The 21,566-nt window shown below is 56.8% G+C and carries 18 protein-coding genes and 2 pseudogenes; 14 read left to right on the forward strand and 6 right to left on the reverse strand.

Translation table 11 applies throughout. The features are described from left to right. Nucleotides 1-14 precede the first annotated feature (14 nt). The 4 genes from RPE78_RS09720 (at nucleotide 15) to RPE78_RS09735 (ending at nucleotide 8,509) form a co-directional block, all read left to right on the forward strand. A complete protein-coding gene (locus RPE78_RS09720) occupies nucleotides 15-1,811 on the forward strand; it encodes an SGNH/GDSL hydrolase family protein (RefSeq protein ID WP_406720443.1) in 1,797 nt (598 codons plus the stop codon). A 108-nt stretch (nucleotides 1,812-1,919) separates the two neighbouring features. Then, nucleotides 1,920-2,504, forward strand: a complete 585-nt coding sequence (locus RPE78_RS09725) for a DUF2726 domain-containing protein (protein ID WP_406720444.1) — start codon at nucleotides 1,920-1,922, stop codon at nucleotides 2,502-2,504. Between the two features lie 287 nt (nucleotides 2,505-2,791). Further along, entirely contained in the window at nucleotides 2,792-4,435 is a 1,644-nt protein-coding gene (locus tag RPE78_RS09730; protein ID WP_406720445.1) for a sulfotransferase, read from the forward strand. 225 nt (nucleotides 4,436-4,660) lie between these two features. Beyond that, entirely contained in the window at nucleotides 4,661-8,509 is a 3,849-nt protein-coding gene (locus RPE78_RS09735) for a glycosyltransferase (protein ID WP_406721647.1), read from the forward strand. A gap of 404 nt (nucleotides 8,510-8,913) precedes the next feature. Here the strand turns inward: RPE78_RS09735 and RPE78_RS09740 are convergent. Next, nucleotides 8,914-9,168 (reverse strand): annotated as a pseudogene (locus RPE78_RS09740) (transposase); the annotation flags it as partial. Between the two features lie 49 nt (nucleotides 9,169-9,217). Here RPE78_RS09740 and RPE78_RS09745 point away from each other — a divergent pair. Both RPE78_RS09745 and RPE78_RS09750 read left to right on the forward strand, forming a co-directional pair. Continuing rightward, a complete protein-coding gene (locus RPE78_RS09745; RefSeq protein ID WP_330628101.1) occupies nucleotides 9,218-9,535 on the forward strand; it encodes a DUF1153 domain-containing protein in 318 nt (105 codons plus the stop codon). After that, the gene (locus RPE78_RS09750) at nucleotides 9,532-10,353 is read left to right on the forward strand and encodes an IS3 family transposase (RefSeq protein WP_330628037.1); all 822 of its coding nucleotides are present in this window, start codon (nucleotides 9,532-9,534) and stop codon (nucleotides 10,351-10,353) included. Before RPE78_RS09745 ends, RPE78_RS09750 begins: the two co-directional genes overlap by 4 nt. A gap of 26 nt (nucleotides 10,354-10,379) precedes the next feature. Here the strand turns inward: RPE78_RS09750 and RPE78_RS09755 are convergent. The 3 genes and pseudogenes from RPE78_RS09755 to RPE78_RS09765 all read right to left on the reverse strand — a co-directional run. Beyond that, nucleotides 10,380-10,622 (reverse strand): annotated as a pseudogene (locus RPE78_RS09755) (DDE-type integrase/transposase/recombinase); the annotation flags it as partial. 18 nt (nucleotides 10,623-10,640) lie between these two features. Next, nucleotides 10,641-11,462: an IS3 family transposase gene (locus RPE78_RS09760; RefSeq protein WP_330628037.1), complete on the reverse strand. Its 822-nt coding sequence runs from the start codon at nucleotides 11,460-11,462 to the stop codon at nucleotides 10,641-10,643. After that, nucleotides 11,459-11,776 (reverse strand): DUF1153 domain-containing protein, encoded by a 318-nt coding sequence (locus RPE78_RS09765; protein ID WP_330628101.1) that lies wholly within the window; start codon nucleotides 11,774-11,776, stop codon nucleotides 11,459-11,461. The genes RPE78_RS09760 and RPE78_RS09765 overlap by 4 nt, the downstream gene beginning before the upstream one ends. Before the next feature lie 117 nt (nucleotides 11,777-11,893). Between RPE78_RS09765 and RPE78_RS09770 the strand changes: the two genes are divergently transcribed. The 4 genes from RPE78_RS09770 (at nucleotide 11,894) to RPE78_RS09785 (ending at nucleotide 14,562) form a co-directional block, all read left to right on the forward strand. Continuing rightward, the gene (locus RPE78_RS09770; protein ID WP_406721648.1) at nucleotides 11,894-12,037 is read left to right on the forward strand and encodes an integrase core domain-containing protein; all 144 of its coding nucleotides are present in this window, start codon (nucleotides 11,894-11,896) and stop codon (nucleotides 12,035-12,037) included. A gap of 139 nt (nucleotides 12,038-12,176) precedes the next feature. Further along, nucleotides 12,177-12,605 carry a YeeE/YedE thiosulfate transporter family protein gene (locus RPE78_RS09775; RefSeq protein ID WP_339109288.1) on the forward strand — a complete coding sequence of 143 codons (429 nt, stop codon included), beginning with the start codon at nucleotides 12,177-12,179 and terminating at the stop codon, nucleotides 12,603-12,605. Further along, nucleotides 12,605-13,009 (forward strand): DUF6691 family protein, encoded by a 405-nt coding sequence (locus RPE78_RS09780; RefSeq protein ID WP_406720446.1) that lies wholly within the window; start codon nucleotides 12,605-12,607, stop codon nucleotides 13,007-13,009. The genes RPE78_RS09775 and RPE78_RS09780 overlap by 1 nt, the downstream gene beginning before the upstream one ends. A gap of 167 nt (nucleotides 13,010-13,176) precedes the next feature. Continuing rightward, a complete protein-coding gene (locus RPE78_RS09785) occupies nucleotides 13,177-14,562 on the forward strand; it encodes a nucleobase:cation symporter-2 family protein (RefSeq protein ID WP_339109290.1) in 1,386 nt (461 codons plus the stop codon). Between the two features lie 101 nt (nucleotides 14,563-14,663). Here the strand turns inward: RPE78_RS09785 and ilvD are convergent, their stop codons facing one another. Continuing rightward, on the reverse strand, nucleotides 14,664-16,505 hold the full coding sequence (ilvD, locus tag RPE78_RS09790) for a dihydroxy-acid dehydratase (protein ID WP_406720447.1): 1,842 nt from the start codon (nucleotides 16,503-16,505) through the stop codon (nucleotides 14,664-14,666). 502 nt (nucleotides 16,506-17,007) lie between these two features. Here ilvD and RPE78_RS09795 point away from each other — a divergent pair. Together RPE78_RS09795 and rpsD are read left to right on the forward strand one after the other, a co-directional pair. After that, nucleotides 17,008-17,958, forward strand: coding sequence for a lipid A-modifier LpxR family protein (locus RPE78_RS09795; protein ID WP_406720448.1), 951 nt, complete (start codon nucleotides 17,008-17,010; stop codon nucleotides 17,956-17,958). A 178-nt stretch (nucleotides 17,959-18,136) separates the two neighbouring features. After that, complete coding sequence (rpsD, locus tag RPE78_RS09800; protein ID WP_339109293.1) at nucleotides 18,137-18,757, forward strand: 30S ribosomal protein S4; 621 nt, start codon at nucleotides 18,137-18,139, stop codon at nucleotides 18,755-18,757. A 146-nt stretch (nucleotides 18,758-18,903) separates the two neighbouring features. Here rpsD and RPE78_RS09805 read toward each other — a convergent pair whose 3' ends face one another. Beyond that, nucleotides 18,904-19,305, reverse strand: coding sequence for a hypothetical protein (locus RPE78_RS09805; RefSeq protein ID WP_406720449.1), 402 nt, complete (start codon nucleotides 19,303-19,305; stop codon nucleotides 18,904-18,906). Between the two features lie 235 nt (nucleotides 19,306-19,540). Between RPE78_RS09805 and hisC the strand changes: the two genes are divergently transcribed. Together hisC and RPE78_RS09815 are read left to right on the forward strand one after the other, a co-directional pair. Beyond that, nucleotides 19,541-20,644 carry a histidinol-phosphate transaminase gene (gene hisC / locus RPE78_RS09810; protein ID WP_339109295.1) on the forward strand — a complete coding sequence of 368 codons (1,104 nt, stop codon included), beginning with the start codon at nucleotides 19,541-19,543 and terminating at the stop codon, nucleotides 20,642-20,644. Then, nucleotides 20,641-21,561 carry a prephenate/arogenate dehydrogenase family protein gene (locus RPE78_RS09815; RefSeq protein WP_406720450.1) on the forward strand — a complete coding sequence of 307 codons (921 nt, stop codon included), beginning with the start codon at nucleotides 20,641-20,643 and terminating at the stop codon, nucleotides 21,559-21,561. Before hisC ends, RPE78_RS09815 begins: the two co-directional genes overlap by 4 nt. Nucleotides 21,562-21,566 lie beyond the last annotated feature (5 nt).

A 21,566-nucleotide genomic window follows, 5' to 3' on the forward strand; every position in this document is an offset into this window, starting at 1 on the left:
ACAGGAGGACCGTTATGGTCAGCTATACCTTCCCGCTGCCTGCGGGTGAATTTGTCGCGCTGATGCGGGCCGATGCGCAGGCGGCACGGGTGCAGAACTCGGGCGGCTTCGACATTTACCTGCTGGCCGGCGTAGGCGATGAGGCACCGCGCAGCCTTGCGGGGGCGCAGCGGCTTCCGGCAGGGGCGCTGCGCGATGTGGAGATCGCCACGCTGTTTCCCGGCATCGCGGGGGCCGATACGCTTTGGGCCTGGGGGCTGATGGGCGGGGCGGCCAGCGTCTCGCATGCGGGGGTGCTGTTGCCACAGCCGGTGCGCGAGGCACGGCTTGCGCCGGGGGCGGGCGAGGGCGAGGTGACGCTCGATCTGGTCGCGCCCTATGATGGCGGTAGCCCGCTGACCGCGCTGGAATACAGCCTCGATCAGGGGGCAAGCTGGACCGCGCTGCCCGATGTGGCGGGCGGCAGCTACACGCTGGCGCTTGGCACCGGCAGCCACCTGCTGCAACTGCGGGCGGTGAACGCGCTCGGGGCGGGGCCGGTGTCGCGCCCGCTGCGGGCGTTGGGCGGGCGTCCGGCGGGGCGCAAGCGTTTCAAGCGGCTCGTCTTTGTCGGGGCCTCGATCATGAACCGCACCTTCGGCGGGGCCAGCCTTGCCGAGGATTCCTCGGGCGGCTCTTGGGCCGATATGGAGGCCAGGCTGGCGGCCAATGGCGCGCCGGGGGTCGAGGTGCGCTGCCGCGCGGTGGGCGGCTATACGGTGGCCCAACTCATGCCGCTCCTGCAGGAGGCGCTGGACGCCTATCCCGGCGATGACACGCTGTTCTGCCTGCATGCGGGCGGCAATAACGCGACCAATGCTCAGGATCAGGCGACTTTCGAGGCCGAGGTCGACGCCATGCTTGCGGTCATCGCCACGCGCCCGGGGCAGGTGCTCTGGTCCGATATCAGCTGGCGCACGCCCTATGTCACCACCAAGGCCGATGCGGTCTCGACCGCGGCCAATTACAACAGCTGGCTCAAGGCCAAACTGCTGGCGGCCAAGAGCACGCTGTTTGCCGACGGGTATTACGATGACATGACCGCCGTGACCTGTTTCAACGATTGGGTCTATGCGCATCGGGCGCATTTCTTCGAGACCGATGACATCGTGCATCCGGACGCGGACGGGCAGGCGCGACTGCGCGGCTGGTTTGCCGAGCGTCTGGCGCCGCTGGTCAGGGGCAGCCGGAAGGCGGTCCGCTTCGGCTGGGCGGATTTTGCGCCACAGATCACCGCGCCCGCGATCAACGCCTTCGTGCTGATCTCGCCGCAGATCGTGCATGGCTGTCACCGGCTGAGCTTCACCGAAACGGGGGCCTATTTCGATGGCCCTGCCGACAAGGTGCTGAACTACGACGGCAGCTATGGGGGCCTGACGGCGAAGGGCACCTATACGGGGGCGGCGGTGCTGTATAACTCGACGGGCCGTGCGGACGGGAACGCCGAGTGGCAGGGCACTCTGGATTACATCGAGTTCACGCGCCGGTCCTGTTCGTGGAACACCGCGCAGGCGGTGAAGATCGAGCTGTATGCGGCCCCGAACACGGTGCTCGATATCGATTTCACGGCCTCGCGCAAATCGACCAGCGTGACCAATGCGCTCTGGACGGGATCGGACGGCACCAGTGTCGAGCATAGCGGCACGGCGGACCCGACCTCGATCGTCTCGGCGCAGTTCACGACGGACGGGACTGGCCGGTTGGAGCTCGTGCAGACGCTCCTGTCGGGCTACGCCTATGACGGTGTGCTCTGGGTGCGCAACGCGGCCTGATGGGAAAGGAAAAGGGGAGCCGTGTGGCTCCCCTTTATCGGGATGCTTGAAGCTCCTGCGACTGATTATTACAAAAGTGCCGTATTTATAATTTCTTTTAGGACGGCCATGATCATCGACATATTATTCGGCGCGATTCTTGGGGCTGGTGCCACCTATGTTTGGGCGAAAATCGACCAAAACCGAAGGCGGGCCAAATCTGCGGAGTTCTCTGTAGGGGATACCGGCAACCAGCTTCGTTTCGTGGAGCAAGTCGATCTGCAAACGACACGCCCCATCAACAAAGAAGCCTTCAGAAAGTTTCGGGTGGCAGAGGAGCTGCTTGCCTCCGAAAAGCAAAATTGGCGCATCTTCGCTGAAGTTGGACTTGGTGCCTTCGTGCAGACATCGCGTAAGAGCGGGACCGAGAGCCAGCGGAAACGCGCTTTTAAATCCTACAACAGCAAGCGCGTGGATTTCTTGATTATTGACTCCCTGGGGAATGCAGCTGTTGCAATGGAATATCAGGGCTCCGGCCATCATATGAGCTCTGACGCGGCGGCGCGTGACGCGGTGAAGAAGCGTGTTCTGCAAAGAGCGGATGTCGAGCTGGTCGAGGTGTCTTCCTACACTACGGATGATGAGCTCAGGACAAGTTTGGCTGCAGCTCTTCAGCGCCATCGTCAGAAAAGGCAGGGCTATGCCAAGTCTTGATGCATGCGCCTTATAATTAAAAAGGGGAGCCATCGGGCTCCCCTGTAACTCGATATATACGAACCAAGTCAATCGTTATTCCGGCTGCCTATATGCATGGTTCGGTATATCTTGAAAACCTATCTAAAAGGTTAGGTTCATCCTTCAAGGACTTATTTTATTGGTATTATAGAAAGGGGAAATTTGTGGAGGAAAACAGTGAAGTTTCACATCTTTGGCTCTTTGTTGCAGTCGGCTTGAAAACAGGTGTAAGCTGCGTTGCAGGCAATTAAACACGGAGTGACAGCATGAAGCTGCCGGATTTTCTGATTTTGGGCGCTCAAAAAGCTGGCTGCACGTGGATTTACGATTGCTTGAAGCAGCATCCTGAGGTGTTTATGCCTAAGGCTGTTGAACTACTGTATTTTAATAAACCAGATTTCGCAGATAAAAAGCTGCGCGAAGCTTACGAAGCTCATTTTACAGAGGCTGATAATTTCAAGCGTGTTGGTGAGAAAACGCCTGGTTATTTTTGGACGACAGATCGTGCTCGTTCTAAAACGCAACCACCTTCAAACCATAACGCTGATATTCCTGGCGCTGTGGAGGCCGTGTTAGGTAACAATGTTGATTTTATTGTATCTCTTCGACATCCAGTGTGGCGTGCAATTTCGGCTTTTGGGCATCATGTAAAGCGTGAGAGAATCCCTCAGAATCATACTCTTAAAATGTCAGCGAATTCGCTTGGTATTCTCGATATAGGTTTCTATGGCGCGCACTTGGCTGCTTGGGCGGAGCGTGTCGGCATAGATCGTATCGAAGTTTTGATTTTTGAAGATGATATTATCCGTGATCCAGTCACCGGTTTTAAAAAGATCTGTAAGTTTCTTAATATAGATGAAGAATTCTTACCCCCTAAGTTATCAGAGCCCTCTAATGCTGGCTCAAGGCGTGAGATTGACCCTTTAGGGATTTCGGTAAAGGGGCACCCTTTGCTCATTTCTGCAGATGACATCGAATTTCTGCTAGATGCTTACGAGGAAGATATGTCCCGTTTGAAAACTATATTGGGTAGGGCAATCCATTCATGGGATGAGGAAACCGCAAAGCTTCGAGCTTGGTGTGACAATGCGCGCAAGCTGACTGCTACAAAGAAAACGTCATCCGCCGTGTCTGAAAATCAAGAAATATTAACAACGCCAGTGGAGCGAAAAAATGCACTCGCTGAATATGGCGTCGATGCTTCTCAGCGTGTCGTTAACATTCTGAGCAGTCGATCCTCAGTGGAGCCGCCCGCTAGGCTTTCGGATATGGCGGTTCATGGTGCCTGTCTTTTTGGAGCCTTTTCTTATTCGGTTTCAGGGGATGCATATGCCACCGAACTCGGTAGGTATTGTTCGATCGCTGCAGGCGTGAATATTGGACAATTCAACCATACTATGAACTGGCTATCTATGAGCCCGTTCCAATTTGATCAACGTTTCAAGTTAAAGGTTGGTGCCGCTTTTCCTTTTAAGTCAGCTTATGAAGCTTATGCTCCAGATCCTAGCTTGTCCAAGCTGGCGACCAGAGAATTAAGTCGGAAAACCATCATTGGCAATGACGTGTGGATCGGAAATGGTGCTAAGATCATCGCTGGCGTTACCATAGGCGACGGTGCCGTTATTGGGGCGAACGCTGTCGTTACGAAAGATGTGGAACCGTTCGCGATCGTTGGTGGGGTGCCGGCCAAACTTATTCGTTTCAGGTTTGCGGAAAAGCTGAGAGAGAGACTTTTGAGCGTTAAATGGTGGCAGTATGCACCGTGGCAGCTTCAGGGTGTTCCATTTAATGATCCGGAGGCTGCCTTGGACGAAATTGAGCGCCGCGTCCGCGAAGAAAGTATGCAGCCTTATAGTGTTCCTTTAGTAGCTATGGGCGATAAAGGTCCCGAGTTGTTTCGAGGCGAATAATGTCGTGAAGGGTATTGTACTCAGTTTTGCTCGCCGTGTTCTCTGAGTGCCATCGAGATATGGTTTGAATGAATTAACCAAGGATGCTAATTAACATATCGTTAATGGCATGCGATGCTTGTGTATCGTGCAAAAAAACAATACGTTTTGGTGAATTAGTTTCATTAAAATGTGGCCAATAACATGAATATCCAAGGCAGGTGCGTAAAGACGCTTCGGCGATTGATGGGGCGTGCAACGACAGTTCTGGGCAATGTGGATCTAGCAGTCGACGGGCAAATTGTTGGTTGGGTGAAGTTTGAAGATTCTTCTGTGCCACTTTCAGTTGATGTTTTGGTCGACGGTGTTCCGGTCGGCATGTCAATATTGGCAAATCTTAGTCGTAAAGATGTCGCCGAGGCTGGTCATGGCGATGGTTGCTTTGGGTTCGAATGTGTTTGGGCGAGTGCTCCAGAAAAGCGTGGCTCATCGGTTGTTTCAATCATTCGCTCTTCTGATCATTTAGAACTTATTTCTTCACAAATAGTGCGCGAATTCGTTGAGCCTGTCTTCGAGAAGACATCTGATATAGCTAATGTGGAAGTTTCACATTCTCTTCCTGTGCCGATGCCTATTCCCGCAAATTGGAAGGGGAGGGTTGAGCGGGTTGAAAATGGCGTCGTTCGAGGCTGGGTGGTCAACCTTGAAGATGTCGCGAAAATTTCTTCTGTGGAGGTTCTCATTGATGGCGTGTTCTTTTGTCACGCTACCAACAACTGTCCTCGCCAAGATCTATTTAAAGCTGGTATGTCCGCAGGTAAGGGTGGCATTGAGCTCAAATTGCCTCTGAATAGGCTTGAAGTTGGTGCGCATATTTTAGCTATAAAACTGCCCTCGGGCGAAACTGTTTCAAAAGAGTTTCACGTTAAAGACGATGCGCGGAAACGCTCCTGTGTCCCATCGCTTTCGGAGCTAATAAGGCCCGAGGACGTTGCGGTGATTGTTCCCGTATATAATGCTTTTGACGACGTAAAGGTGTGTATTGAGCGCCTAGCAAATTATAGCCCGCCTGAGCTTGAGATTGTTTTTATCAACGATTGCTCTCCAGACGCTCGCATCTCGGGACTGCTTGAGACCGCGACTGTAAACCGGAACATGCACGTTCTTCATAACCATACTAATCAAGGTTTCACGCGCACAATTAACCGAGGGATAGATGCTATTGGTTCGAAGCATGCTATTTTTCTTAATTCTGATGCGCGAGTAACTCCAGGATGGCTCGATGGTATTTTAAGGGCCGCCTCATCGCGACCTAAAGTCGCAACAGTAACACCCATGTCAGATCGGGCCGGTGCATTTTCAGCCCCCAATATTGGTAATGAAAATGATCTCCCTGTTGGTATCAGCGAGATCGAGTTTGCTCGTGCTTTCCGACGTAGGAGCCTGGCAATATATCCGAGAGTTCCTACCGGAAATGGGTTCTGTATGTTTGTGAACCGCGAATGTATGGACGAAATTGGCAAGCTCGATGCGGATGCTTTCCCGCGCGGTTACGGCGAGGAAAACGAATTTTGTATGCGTGCGGGACGGGCTGGCTGGACCAATCTCGTGGATGATTGCACGTATGTTTTTCATGATCGAAATAAGAGTTTTGGTTCTGAAAAAACTGGCTTGATTACTGCTGGTAGAGCAGTTGTCGACGAGCGCTATCCTGAATACTCTCAAGCGATAAAAATATTCTCTAGTGGTGCCGATCTTCAGTTGGCGCGCTTCAGGGCAAGGCAGGCATATCGGGACTGTGACTACTATCCTAACCTGCAAGATCGCATTTTGTTTGTTGTCGCGACGCAGTCAGGAGGGACGCCTCAAACTAATCTGGATTTAATGCAAAATCTTTCTGATGGGTTTGATTCTTGGCTTCTGCGCTGTTCCGGAAAAGAGCTTTTTCTAAGCCGCCTATGTAACGGTTCACTGGAACTTGTAGAGCATTGCGTTTTAGAAGAGGCAATAGAGCCAATTTCGCATACCTCTGCCGAATACGATTATATCGTATCGAGTTGGCTGCAAAAATACGATTTCAGTATCGTTCACATCAGGCATTTGGCTTGGCATAGCTTATCTTTGCCTACCTTAGCGAAGAAGAGTGGTTGCGACGTCGTCTACTCCTTCCATGATTTTTACTCGCTATGCCCTACGGTCAAGCTTTTGAATGATAGGGGTGAGTATTGCCCAGACGGCGTTGACAAATCAGACGCTTCTGCATCCCAAGAGCTTTGGCCTCAAAACAGCATGCCAAGCTTGTCACCAGGTTGGCTGGAATTTTGGCGGAGGCGCTTTGAAAAGTCGCTGCTGGCTTGCGACGCTTTTGTGACTACGTCTGATAGCGCTCGTGCGACTATCCTCAGGCAGATGCCGGCAATAAATAGTGATCGTTTTTTCGTTATCCCGCATGGGAGAGATTTTGCTTCTTTCAAAAATATTGCCATGCCTGTCGAGCACGGAAAACCTCTGCGCATTTTGGTTCCTGGCAACATTAGCGTTGCTAAAGGTCTGAATTTTATTCGTGATATCTTAAGCGAAGATAAGTTAGGACTTATCGAGTTCCATGTGCTGGGAAAAATTGATGACTCAGTGGGCATCTCACACCCTAGATTGATCTTGCATGGTGGATATCAGCGCGAAGAGTTTGCGGCAAAGGCTGCCAAAATTGGTGCGCATTGTGGCGCTATTTTCTCCATCTGGGACGAGACCTATTGCCATACATTGACTGAGCTATGGTCAGTGGGTTTGCCTGCCTTTGTGCTGAATTTTGAGAATGTTGCTAAACGCGTCTCCGAGAGTGGCTGTGGTTGGGTTATTAATCATAATGATGTTTCCCGAGCCGTCGATAATATTGTGAAAATAGGGTTCGACACGGCGGAGCAAACGAAAGCAGGAGCCTCATTACGTAGGTGGCAGACAGGGCGTGGACTTGGTCAATCTACACGTTTGATGGCCGCGAAATATCTGAATGTTTATCGCCAAGCGCGAGGTCTTTCAGTTGCACCCTTGATTGCGGTAGTTTCACCGGCTGATAAAAACCTGTCTAAAGCTAATGCATCGACAGAAATTAGAATGTGGGAAAGAACGCGCAAATCTATAGATCGCGAAGTCATTTACGTACGTATGTCACCGTCTGCATTGCTTGCAAATATCGCGGATGGGGAAATCGATGGGGCTATTATACAGCGTGACGTAATGCCGGCCTCGTTAATTGATCGTTTTATTAGTGTCTGCGCTGATAAACGCTTTAACTACATTATGGAATTGGACGATGATTTGCTTTCGGTTCCTGATGATAAAGATCCAACTGGCAAATACGGTGCCTATGCCCCGTTTCTAGAAAAGATGTTGCGTCATGCGGCACTTGTAACTGTGTCTACAAAGCTCTTGCAGGAAAAAATTGCTCACTTAAATCATAAAGTGACCATCGTACCAAATTTGCTTTCAAATAAACTATGGGCCGGTTCGGTAGTGAAAGGGGTTAAGTCCGCATATAGAATTTTGTATATGGGAACTAAAACTCATGACCAAGATCTAAGGTTTGTATTGCCTATTATCGAAAGTTTGCGAGCGGAATTGGGCGAAATTAAACTGAGTCTCATTGGTATCACTAGCGACACGGGGCTGCCTCCTTGGGTTGATGTGATCGAAATCCCCAATGATGCAAAAAGCTACAGCTCGTTTGTTCCTTTCCTTAAGGAAAATGTAGAAGGAATTGATATAGCGATTGCTCCGCTGATGAATACTGAGTTCAACAGAGGTAAGTCTTGGTTGAAACTGCTAGACTATGCTGCGCTCGGCCTACCCGTAATTGCTTCAGACGTTCCGAGTTATTCAGAATTTTTGAAAGGACAGCACGTAGACGGTCTTTATCTAGTGAACAACAAAGCCACTGAATGGGTTAAGGTCTTGCGGCGTTTACTATCGGAGCGTGATATGTTGACGGCGCAGGGTGACAGCCTAAGAAAGTGGGTTTTCAATCATCATATGCTGGATGGCACGTTGTCAGATTATGACTGCTTGGTTAAGCGCGGCATTGTATATTCTGAGTGAAAAGGTAGAGCCCCCGTGGGGGCCTACCTTTATTCGCATTTTAACTCATGATGCCACCGATAAAGACGTGATGTCGTTAGCAATGGCACCTGAGAAAGAGCTGGTATCAATCTGTGCTGAAGAGGTTTCGAGCATGGATCCCACGATCCAGCCTCTTTCCGAAGCCGTAGACAACTGGTCGCTTAAACGCGCAATGGAGCGGCGCGCTAACGTGATCGAGCGATTGGGTATTGAGTAATCTCGATGCGACAAGGGTCGTGAAGGGTGAGGGTTCTGGGAACGAACTAAGCACCTCCGGAACACCGTTCGATCTTCCGAGGCCTTTACGAAATTACCAACGCTCGTTGATCGTAAACGATTTTCCGGAAATTGTGGATCCAGAGTCATTTCTATATGATTTGTCTTCAGCCGTGGCCCGACTGACCGGCCATGGGGCTTTCCTCTGGAGCAGCGGGGCGGGCGATTGCGGTGGTCAGGGCCCGCGCGTAGTCAGTCGGGGTCTGGTAATCTGGGGCCTAATGGGGACGCTCGGTGTTGTAGTCTGTGACCCAAGTTGCGATCACAACACGGGCATTAGCCAGATTGCAGAACATGGTCTCGTCGAGCAGTTCGTCACGCATCCGGCCGTTGAAACTTTCGACGAAACCGTTCTGCATGGGTGTATCGACCCACTGAAATCCTGCTCATGCTACAATGGAGAACGTAGCCATGAGTAAGACGATGGAAGACAGCATCAAACGGTGGACGGCGAAGCGAAAGACGGCGCTCGTCATCGAGATCATTCAAGGCAAGACCACCGTGTCGGAAGCGAGCCGGTCGTTCGACCTCACACCCTCCGAGATCGAGGGCTGGGTCGATGATGCCAAGCGCGGCATGGAGAACTCGCTGCGGGCCAACCCCCTCGACATCCGCGAGCAATACGAGAAGCAGCTCCGGGACCTTCAGGAGGCCTACGGCGAGGCGATGCTGGAGCTGCGGGCGCGAAAAAAGCTCCAGGCCCTGTTGGATGCGCAGGACGGGAATTGATCCGTCGCATTCAGCAGGGCCTCCTGGCAGAGGGCGTCGTGGTGTCGATCACAAAGCTCTGCGCTTGGTTCGGCATTCCGAGGCGGACGGTCTATTACAAGCCGGTGAAAGCCGCGCCGAAGGTCGATCCCCGCTTCGCCGAGCCGATCAAGAAGATGATCGAGGAGGAACCGTCCTTCGGTTATCGCACGGTCGCCTGGCTCCTGGGCTTCAACAAGAACACGGTGCAGCGGATCTTTCAGATCAAGGGCTGGCAGGTTCGCAAGCGCGCCGTGGGCATGCGCCCCCGTATTCAGGCCGTGCCGTCGGTTGCCGCGGCGCCGAACGAACGTTGGTCAACCGATCTTGCCCGCATCTGGACCGGCAAGGACGGCTGGGCCTCTCTGGCGTTGGTGATCGATTGCCACACCCGCGAGCTGTTGGGCTGGCACCTGTCAAAATCCGGCAAGGCCACGACCGCCAGCGCTGCCTTGGAGCATGCCTTGATCGCCAGGTTCGGCACTCTGGGCAAGGTCGAGGAGGCGTTCCTTCTACGCTCGGACAATGGTTTGGTCTTCACCAGCCACCACTTCACGAAGATTGTCCGCAGCTACGGGCTGAAGCAGGAGTTCATCACGCCACACTGCCCGCAACAGAACGGCATGGTTGAACGCTTCATCCGGACATTGAAGGAGCAATGCGTGCATCGAAATCGTTTCGACAGCATCCAGCACGCGATGCGCGTCATCGGTGACTGGATTGCCTTCTACAACGACCGCCGCCCTCATCAGGCTCTTGCCATGCGCACGCCTGCCGAGGCATTCAGATTAGCGGCTTAACCTGAGCAGATTCAGCTGGGTCGATACATGGGCTTGCCCGGCGCGATGTAGTGCCATTCGACCTTGTGTTCGGAACACCATCGCAGAATGGCGCTACTGGTCAGTTTGGTTCCGTTGTCGCTGACAACCATGCCGGGCTTTCCACGACGCTCGATCAGGGCCGTGAGTTCACGCGCGACACGGCGCCTCGAGATCGAGGTATCCAGGATTGCCGCGAGACATTCACGGGTGACATCGTCGACCACGTTGAGCACCCGGATGTATCGACCCAGCTGAATCTGCTCAGGTTAAGCCGCTAATCTGAATGCCTCGGCAGGCGTGCGCATGGCAAGAGCCTGATGAGGGCGGCGGTCGTTGTAGAAGGCAATCCAGTCACCGATGACGCGCATCGCGTGCTGGATGCTGTCGAAACGATTTCGATGCACGCATTGCTCCTTCAATGTCCGGATGAAGCGTTCAACCATGCCGTTCTGTTGCGGGCAGTGTGGCGTGATGAACTCCTGCTTCAGCCCGTAGCTGCGGACAATCTTCGTGAAGTGGTGGCTGGTGAAGACCAAACCATTGTCCGAGCGTAGAAGGAACGCCTCCTCGACCTTGCCCAGAGTGCCGAACCTGGCGATCAAGGCATGCTCCAAGGCAGCGCTGGCGGTCGTGGCCTTGCCGGATTTTGACAGGTGCCAGCCCAACAGCTCGCGGGTGTGGCAATCGATCACCAACGCCAGAGAGGCCCAGCCGTCCTTGCCGGTCCAGATGCGGGCAAGATCGGTTGACCAACGTTCGTTCGGCGCCGCGGCAACCGACGGCACGGCCTGAATACGGGGGCGCATGCCCACGGCGCGCTTGCGAACCTGCCAGCCCTTGATCTGAAAGATCCGCTGCACCGTGTTCTTGTTGAAGCCCAGGAGCCAGGCGACCGTGCGATAACCGAAGGACGGTTCCTCCTCGATCATCTTCTTGATCGGCTCGGCGAAGCGGGGATCGACCTTCGGCGCGGCTTTCACCGGCTTGTAATAGACCGTCCGCCTCGGAATGCCGAACCAAGCGCAGAGCTTTGTGATCGACACCACGACGCCCTCTGCCAGGAGGCCCTGCTGAATGCGACGGATCAATTCCCGTCCTGCGCATCCAACAGGGCCTGGAGCTTTTTTCGCGCCCGCAGCTCCAGCATCGCCTCGCCGTAGGCCTCCTGAAGGTCCCGGAGCTGCTTCTCGTATTGCTCGCGGATGTCGAGGGGGTTGGCCCGCAGCGAGTTCTCCATGCCGCGCTTGGCATCATCGACCCAGCCCTCGATCTCGGAGGGTGTGAGGTCGAACGACCGGCTCGCTTCCGACACGGTGGTCTTGCCTTGAATGATCTCGATGACGAGCGCCGTCTTTCGCTTCGCCGTCCACCGTTTGATGCTGTCTTCCATCGTCTTACTCATGGCTACGTTCTCCATTGTAGCATGAGCAGGATTTCAGTGGGTCGATACACGGAAGCGCTGGCCGCCCGCGAACTGGTCGTGGACGAAATCTAGCGAGCAGCGTGCGTTGGGTCGGAGATAAAGGCGGCTATCCGGAATTGGATGACCTTCTATAACCATCAGCGCCCGCATTCAGCCCTGGGCGGCCAGCCTCCGGCGATGGTCTGTTGGCAGAGAAATGATATCAACCAACCCGATCAGCAGGTACAACGAATAGCGTAATTTACGCCAGATCCTGTCCAAGGGATGGGGCATAGCTCAGAAAGCTCAGCGGTGTTTTTAAGTACATTCGTATATTGAAAGCGGAATGTGTTGTGCTACATATCGTCTTGAAGTTTTGCTTGGCGACATGGAGGCCGGGATGAGCGTGCCATTGGACTGGATCTGGGGGCTATTGGGGGGCTTGATGATTGGCGGTGCCGCCGTGGTCATGCTCTTGGTCAATGCGCGGATTATGGGGGCGAGCGGTATCCTTGCCGGATTGATGCAGCCGGGCGGGCAGGTCTTCAAAGAACGGGTTGCCTTCGCTTTGGGTCTTGTTGGAGCGCCTGCGCTTGTGGGGCTTGTCTGGGGTGCGCCGGAGACACATGCGAGCGGCAACTTTCTTGTGTTGATTGTGGCCGGACTTCTGGTCGGGTTCGGGGCGAGGCTTGGAAATGGTTGTACCTCGGGACATGGCGTCTGCGGTATGTCGCGGTTTTCGCTGCGTTCGATTGTTGCAACCTGCGTCTATGTCGGCTTCGGCATGATTGCCGTGGCTGTGGCGCGTCATCTTCTGGGAGTGATCTGATGCGTGTTCTTGTCTCGTTGCTGTCGGGGGTGATCTTCGGATTGGGGCTTATGGTCTCGGGCATGACCGACACCCAGAAAGTGCGCGGCTTTCTGGATGTGTTTGGCGCATGGGATCCGACATTGATATTTGTGCTGGGCGGGGCTGTTCTGCCGATGGTCGTGGCATGGCGGGTTGCCGCGAAACGCAAGACCTCGCCGATGGGCGAGGCCTATCCGGGCAAACCCTCGACCAGACTGGATGGCAAGCTTGTGCTGGGGGCGCTGTTGTTTGGTGTGGGCTGGGGGCTGGGCGGCTTCTGTCCGGGACCCGCGATGGCCTCGCTCAGCTATGGCGGCTGGGGCGGACTGGTCTTTGTGGTCGCGATGTTTGCCGGCATGGCGATCGAACGCCGCCTCGCCTGAACCTTTCCGAGGCGATCTGTTTTTGGGCGGGCCCGAGCGGTCCGCCTATTTTATTTGCAAGTTTTCGGGTCTTTTTGCGATGCGCGTAAGGGTTGTGGCGGCTTTGCTTCCCTTTGACCGGTCTGCGGCGCCCAATCGGGGAAACTATCCCTCGAAAGGAGCGCAAGATGGCCGACCATGTCTCCCTGATCTACAAGCTCGAGGACCGTCCTCCGCCGGCGCGCGCAGCTCTGGCCGCCTTCCAGCACATCCTTGCGGCGATTGTCGGGATCGTCTCGCCGACTTTGGTGATTGGTGGCGTTTTGGGGTTGGGGGAGCAGGTGCCCTACCTGATCTCGATGGCGATTTTCGTCTCGGGGGTCGCGACCTTTATCCAATGCCGACGGATCGGGCCGGTCGGATCGGGGCTTCTGAGCCTGCAGGGCACGTCTTTTGCCTTTCTCGGGGCGATCCTTGCTGCAGGGATGAGTGTGAAGGCCCGTGGTGGCACGCCCGAGGATATTCTGGCGATGATTTTCGGCCTGTGCCTTGTCGGCTGTCTGGTCGAAATCGTGCTGTCGCAATTCATGGATCGGCTGAAGCGGATTATTAACCCCACGGTCACCGGCATCGTCATCACCATTATCGGGCTGAGCCTCGTGAAGGTTGGTTTTACCGACTTTGCGGGCGGGGCGATGGCGGGCGAGGATCTGGGGCAGCCGGTCAACCTTCTGTTGGGGGCGATTGTGACGGCGGTGGTCTTGATCTGCACCTTCACTGGCAAGCCGATGTTGCGGATTGGCGCGATCATGATCGGGCTCGTCGTGGGGACGCTTGTTGCAGCGGGGCTGGGAATGGTCAGCTTGGCGCCTTTGGCGAAAGCACCGGTTTTTGCCCTGCCGATTCCGTTCCGCTACGGGCTGGATTTCGATTTCGGTTTGTTCGTTCCGGTGGCCTTTCTCTATCTGGTGACGGCGATCGAAACCTCGGGCGATCTGACGGCAAGTTCGGTGATTTCGGGGCAACCTGTCGCGGGGCCGCTGTATCTGAAACGCATCAAGGGCGGGGTGCTGGGCGATGGGGTGAATTCCGGTTTGGCGGCGATTTTCAATACGTTCCCCAATACGACCTTCAGCCAGAATAACGGGGTGATCCAGATGACGGGCGTGGCCTCGCGGTATGTCGGGCTTTATGCCGCCGCTATTCTGGTGATCCTCGGGTTCTTTCCCATTCTGGGGGCGGTGTTCACGCTGATCCCGAAGCCGGTTCTTGGCGGGGCGACGCTTGTGCTGTTTGGCACGATTGCGGTGGCGGGTATCCGTATTCTGGCGAGCCAGCCGATGGATCAGCGTCAGGTCTATATCATGGCCGTCAGCTTTGGGTTGGGGCTCGGGGTGACATTGGTGCCGGAGGCGACGCAGCATCTTCCGGTCTTGTTGAAACAGGTTGTGGCCACGCCGATCACCCTGTCGGGGTTGAGCGCCATCCTGCTGTCCCTGATCCTGCCCGAGCACAGGGTAGACCAGCCGGCGGGGGAGGGCGACCATGCAGAACTGCATAGCCCCGCCGAATAGGATGCGGCCGTTCTGCTAAACGGAAAAACCCGCCCGAGGGGCGGGTTTTGCGCGATATGTCGGATCGGCCTTTTGGCCGATCCTCCTGCGGGCGCCTGTGGTTACTGGTCTTCCGGAAGAATACGCACGCCGCCTTTGGCCGCCGAGGAGGCGAGCATTGCATAGGCTTTGAGCGCGGTGGAGACCGCCCGTTTGCGCGGCGCTTTGGGTTTCCACGGCAGCGGCCCCATTGCCTCGCGGCGGGCAGCCAGTTCGCTTTCGGCCACGGCGAGGTTGATGGTGCGGTTGGGAATGTCGATCTCGATCAGGTCGCCATCCTGTACCAGACCGATCGTGCCGCCTTCTTCGGCTTCCGGCGAGACGTGGCCGATGGACAGGCCCGAAGTGCCCCCCGAGAAGCGCCCGTCGGTCAGCAGCGCACATTTCGCGCCCAGACCTTTGGATTTGAGGTAGGAGGTGGGGTAGAGCATTTCCTGCATGCCCGGTCCGCCACGCGGCCCCTCGAAGCGGATGATCACCACTTCGCCCTCTTTGACCTTGCCGGTGAGGATGGCCGAGACCGAGTCGTCCTGGCTTTCGAACACACGGGCCGGACCGGAGAATTTCAGGATGGAATCATCCACCCCTGCGGTTTTCACGATACAGCCATTCAGGGCGATATTGCCGAAGAGCACGGCGAGGCCGCCATCCTTGGAGAAGGCATGCTCGCCCGAGCGGATCACGCCGTTTTCGCGATCCCGGTCGAGCTCCTTATAGCGGTTCGACTGGCTGAAGGCCTGGGTCGTGCGGACGCCGCCCGGGGCGGCACGGTAGAACGCGTCGACCGTATCGGAATTCGAGGTGACGATATCCCATTTGGCCAGCGCCTCTGCCATGCTTTCCGAATGCACGGTGCGGCAATCGGCATGGATCAGACCCGCGCGGTTCATTTCGCCCAGAATGCCCATGATGCCGCCTGCGCGGTGCACGTCTTCCATATGCACGTCGGCCTTGGCGGGCGCGACCTTGCACAGCACCGGCACCTTGCGCGAGAGACGGTCGATATCATCCATCGTGAAATCGACCTTGCCCTCATGTGCGATCGCCAGCAGGTGCAGCACGGTATTGGTAGAGCCGCCCATCGCGATATCGAGCGACATGGCATTTTCGAACGCCTCGAAGGTCGCGATGTCGCGCGGCAGCAAGCCGGGCTTCTCGTCCTCGTAATGCGCCTTGGTGATCTCAACGATTTTGCGACCGGCCTCAAGGAACAGCTCCTTACGGTCGGCATGGGTGGCCAGCATCGAGCCATTGCCCGGCAGCGCCAGACCCAGCGCCTCGGCCAGACAGTTCATCGAGTTGGCGGTGAACATGCCCGAGCAGGAGCCACAGGTGGGGCAGGCGTTCTTTTCGAACTCGTCAACCTGTTCATCGGTATATTTGTCATCCGCCGCCACGACCATCGCATCGACAAGGTCGACGGCCTTTTCGAGGTCATTGATGGTGACCTTGCCCGCTTCCATCGGACCGCCCGAGACGAAGACCACGGGGATGTTCAGGCGCATTGCGGCCATCAGCATACCGGGGGTGATCTTGTCGCAGTTGGAGATACAGACCATCGCATCGGCGCAATGGGCATTGACCATATATTCCACCGAATCCGCGATGATCTCGCGCGAGGGGAGCGAATAGAGCATGCCGTCATGGCCCATCGCGATCCCGTCATCGACCGCAATGGTGTTGAATTCCTTTGCCACGCCACCGGCTTTCTCGATCTCGCGGGCCACCATCTGACCCAGATCCTTCAGGTGGACGTGGCCGGGGACGAATTGCGTGAAGGAGTTGACGACCGCAATGATCGGCTTGCCGAAGTCGCTATCGGTCATGCCGGTTGCGCGCCACAATCCGCGCGCGCCCGCCATATTGCGGCCATGGGTCGATCTGCGGGAACGATAATAGGGCATTGGCTGCTCCCTTTCTTTGGGCAATGGCTTCGAGGGCGCATGCGCCCCTGCTTTCGGAGCGCAGCTTTAGCGCAACCGGCAACGGAAGAACAGGCAAAACAGCCATCCGCTTTTGTAATGCCTCGTTCTGCAGGGACTCCGCGAAAGAAAGTTTCGCGAGGAGAGGTGCCACCCCCGCGAGCAGCTAAGGGTGGCACCCAAAGGCCCCCCGTGGCAGCGGCGGGGCTGAGTGTCCGTTACTCGCCATCGGGTATCCGGCATCACGCGGGGATTAGGCCGGTGGTGGATTCGCCTTTGGCTGTCGGAACAGGATCCATCAATCACCAACTGCGGATGGGAGCAAGGCGTTTGCGCGTGATTGTGGTCTTGGGGCCACTTGCCGCAGCGCGCGCGTGATCTGCTTGCAACGCCGCGCAGGGATGAGCGGCTGGCGGTGCACAAGGCGTTTGCGGCGCATTGCGGCTGTGGCAGGGTCGCAGAAAGACCGCTGAGGGAGCGTAGGATGCACAGGCAGAGCTATGGGGTGATCGGGGCATTGGCGCTGATGCTGGGGGCTGCGGCACCGCTTCGGGCGGAGACCGCCGCTGTGGTCGAGACGCTGCCCGCGCAGGGGATCCATTATCTGGGCTGGTCGCGGTTCCATTATAATGACCTGATCGGTGACGGTCATGACCGCTGGCAGACCGGCGGTCTGAGCCTGTCCGTTCTTGCGGGGGCGGACTGGACGGGGCGGGCACCTGTGGCGCCTTTCTCGCTTTGGGAATTCCGGTTGGGCGGGTCGGTCATCGCGCCCCAGTCGCTCGAGCATCCGGCCGCCGATGACCGCCGTTATGTCAGCCGCACGGAACTGAGCGCGCGCAGCTATTTCGAGCAGGCGGGCTGGCAGGCTATGGTGGGCTTTGGTGTGGTGGGGATCGGGCCGGACCGTTTGCCGGGCAAGGTGCAGGATGCGCTGCATGACATTCTGGACCAGCCCGATCCGCAGGCCGCGCAGGACCAGCAGCTTGGTAATAAGGTCTGGCCGATGGTGGTGGCCGAATTGCGCTATCCGGTGGAGCTGTCCGAGCGGACGCAACTGATTCCCTTTGTTGCGGGCAAAAGCGGCGACGAGGATCTTCTGACCGCAGGCGCCGATCTGGTTTTCAATGCGGGGCATGGAGAGCTGTGGTTGCGCGATGATGTGCTGGGGCGGCTCTATCTGGGGCTGGGCGACACATATGCGCGGGCCACGCGTTTCGGCCTCGGGGCGGATGTGAGCCATGTCGGCCATAGCGACCTGTTTCCCGGCGAGACTATTGCGGCGGAGGAGACGCGCTATCGTTTGCGGGCCTTTATCAGCCACGGATGGGGTTGGGGGCATATCAGCTATGGGGCAACATGGCTGTCGAAGGAATTCACCACCCAGCCAGAGGGGCAGGTGGTGGGAGATCTGCGCGTGGATATCCGTTTCTGAGCGGCCTGCGGTCTTAGGCGTTGACAGCAGGGATGGTCCCTGTATAAGCGCGCGGATCGGTGGCGCAGGCTGCCGGTTTTTCTTTGGTGTTGGTGGATCTCGCAAGAGAAAACCTGTCGCCGGTCGCAAGGCCGGAGGAGGACAACGCCCTTCGAAACTTTGATGAAGGAGATCAGCCGTGACCAAACGCACGTCTGCCAAGTACAAAATCGACCGCCGCATGGGCGAAAACATCTGGGGCCGCGCAAAGTCCCCGGTCAACCGTCGCGAATATGGCCCGGGTCAGCACGGTCAGCGCCGCAAGGCAAAACTGTCGGACTTCGGTATCCAGCTGCGCGCCAAGCAGAAGCTGAAAGGCTACTACGGCGACCTGACCGAAAAGCAATTCCGCCGCATCTACGGTGAAGCAGAGCGCGTCAAGGGCGATACCGGTGAAAACCTGATCGGTCTGCTCGAGCGCCGCCTCGACGCCGTTGTGTACCGCGCCAAGCTGGTCCCGACCGTCTTCGCAGCACGCCAGTTCGTCAACCACGGCCACGTTCTGGTGAACGGCAAGCGCGTGAACATCCCCTCCTACCGCGTGAAAGAGGGTGACGTGATCCAAGTGCGTGAGAAGTCCAAGCAAATGGCGCTGGTCATCGAAGCACAAGCCTCGGCAGAGCGCGATATTCCGGACTATCTGGAAGTCGACGGTTCGAAGCTGACCGTGACCTTCACCCGTACCCCGACCCTGTCCGACGTGCCCTATCCGGTCGTCATGGAACCGAATCTGGTCGTCGAATTCTACGCAAAGAACTAAGGTGGCGGGCCTTCGGGCCCCACCGGTTCTTTGCCGAACTCCGCAAAATACAAAAAGCCGCAGCTTGGTGCTGCGGCTTTTTACGTTTTGGTCAGTCTTGTCGTGTAACGCTGTGAAGGGGCATGACATTCTGTCATTCTGCCGGCTCATCCGCCCTTGAAGACGTTCAGGAAAGACCAGAGCTGGGCGTCGGATTCCTTCTGGAAGTAATCCCCGAATTCGCCGGATTCGAGTTTGGCGATATAGACCTGCGCTTCGCGTTGGGAAACAAGGCGCGGGCGGTACATCAGTTGCGAGCGTTTCGCCACCTCTTCGGCCCCGCGTCGCAAGGCGCGCTCGGTTCCAGGGCTCCAGTTTTCATCGACGCGACCGACGAAAAGCTGATAGCGCGACAATGTCTGTTTGACGGCAATGCGCTTGGCCTTCGGTAGGGACATGAACACATCCTGCAGGCTGTCCGCGCGGACAGTGGCAGGTAATCCCAAGGCACATAGGAAGGTCGTGGCAAATGCCAGAGGAGGGGCCGCATATGCAGGTATTTGGGACATTGAGAACATTCCTTTGGACTATGTAACGCTTAAGTTGTGAAATCTAAATGAGGCGTAAATCTGTCCGGAGAGCGGTCCATAAACGGGTAAGATTTTAAAATTTACGTAAGTTTTTTCTAAATATGTGGGGCATCTCCCACGCCCTCTGCGGCAAATCTTTGCAGCGACCAAAGATTGCTGGAAAAACTCCCGCCTCGCAGATAAAGAGGCGGCGCAAGATGAGGGTAGATGCATCATGAATGACCAAATTCAACCGCAACCCGGAATTATGGATATCGCGCTTTATGAAGGCGGCGCGTCCAAAGTGGCAGGCCGCACGGATGCGGTGAAGCTCAGCTCGAACGAGAACCCGTTCGGGCCGTCCGACAAGGCGAAAGAAGCCTTTGCGCGCTGTGCGCATTCGATGCATCGCTACCCTTCGACCGATCATGCGGGCCTGCGCGGGGCCATCGGTGATGTCTATAAACTGGATGCCGATAAGATCATTATCGGTGTCGGTTCGGACGAGATCATCCACATGCTCTGTCAGGCCTATGTGGGCGCGGGGTCCGAGGTGGTCTTCACCGAGCACGGCTTCCTGATGTATCGCATCTCGACGATGGCGGCCGGTGGCACGCCGGTCGAGGTCAAAGAGCGCGACCGCACCACCGATGTGGATGCGATTCTGGCCGCCTGCAACGAGAACACCAAGCTGGTGTTCATCGCCAACCCCAATAACCCGACCGGCACGATGATCGCGCCCGCCGAGCTGGAACGTCTGGCCCGTGGTCTGCCGCCGCAGGCGATCTTGGTGATCGACGCCGCCTATTCGGAATATGTCGAGGGTTATGATGGCGGCGCCGATATCGCCACCCGTCTGGAGAATGTCGTGATGACGCGCACCTTCTCCAAGATTTACGGCCTGGGCGGGTTGCGCGTGGGCTGGGGCTATGGTCCCAAAGCCATCATCGATGTGCTCAACCGCGTGCGCGGGCCGTTCAATATGTCCACCGCGCAGCTTGAGACTGCCGAGGCTGCCGTGCGTGATCAGGACTGGCTGGAACGCTGTCGCAATGACAACACCCGCCTGCGGGCTTGGCTGGCCGAGGCGCTGGCCGAGAAGGGTGTGCCCTCCGATACCTCCACCGCCAATTTCATTCTGGCGCGCTTTACCTCGACCGCCGAGGCGGAAGCCTGTGACGAGTATCTTAAATCCGAGGGCATTATCGTGCGCCGTGTGGCGGGCTATAACCTGCCGCATTGCCTGCGTATTACCGTGGGGGACGAGCCGTCCTGCCGTCGTGTGGCCCATTTGATCGGTCAGTTCAAAGCGCAGTTCATGGCCGGTGATCTGGCATGATCTTCGGGAAAGTGGCGCTGATCGGGATGGGGCTGATTGCCTCGTCCCTTGCTCATGCGACAAAATGGAAAGGGCTTGCGGGCGAGGTGGCGGGCTATGACCGCGACCCCGAAGTGCGTCGTATCGCCGCCGAGATCGGGCTGGTCGATACTGTCTGTGACAGCCTGTCCGATGTCGTGCGTGATGCCGATCTGGTCATGCTTTGCGTGCCAGTGGGCGTGATGGGGGCGGTCGCCGCCGAGATCGCGCCGCATCTCAAACAGGGGGCCATTCTCAGCGATACGGGCTCGGTGAAACAGGCCGTGGTGGAGGCTGTCGCGCCCCATGTGCCACAGGGCGTGCATTTCATCCCCGGCCACCCGCTGGCAGGGACCGAGCAATCGGGGCCGCGCTCGGGCTTTGCCACGCTGTTTGTCAACCGCTGGTGGTTGCTGACCCCCTCCGAGACGACCGACCCGCAGGCACTGGCCAAGCTGCGCGCCTATCTCGAGGGGCTGGAGGCGAATGTCGACACGATGGATGCGCCCCATCACGATATCACTCTGGCGGTGACCTCGCATTGCCCGCATCTGATTGCCTATACGATGGTGGGCGTGGCCGATCATGTGCGCCGCGTCAGCCATCAGGAGATCATCAAATACTCCGCCTCGGGTTTTCGGGATTTCACCCGTATCGCAGCGTCGGACCCGACGATGTGGCGCGATGTCTTCCTGACCAACAAAGAGGCCACGCTGGATATTCTGGGGCGCTTTGCCGAGGAGTTGTTCGTGCTGCAACGTGCGATCCGCACTGGCGACGGCGAGATGCTGCACGACTATTTCACCCGCACCCGTGCGATCCGGCGCGGGATCATTGATGCGGGGCAGGATACCGATGCCCCCGATTTCGGGCGGGTGTCCAAGCAGGCGGGCGAGTAGAAGCC

The organism is Thioclava litoralis (assembly GCF_045278885.1).
In the GTDB taxonomy this organism is placed as follows: Bacteria; Pseudomonadota; Alphaproteobacteria; order Rhodobacterales; family Rhodobacteraceae; genus Thioclava; species Thioclava litoralis.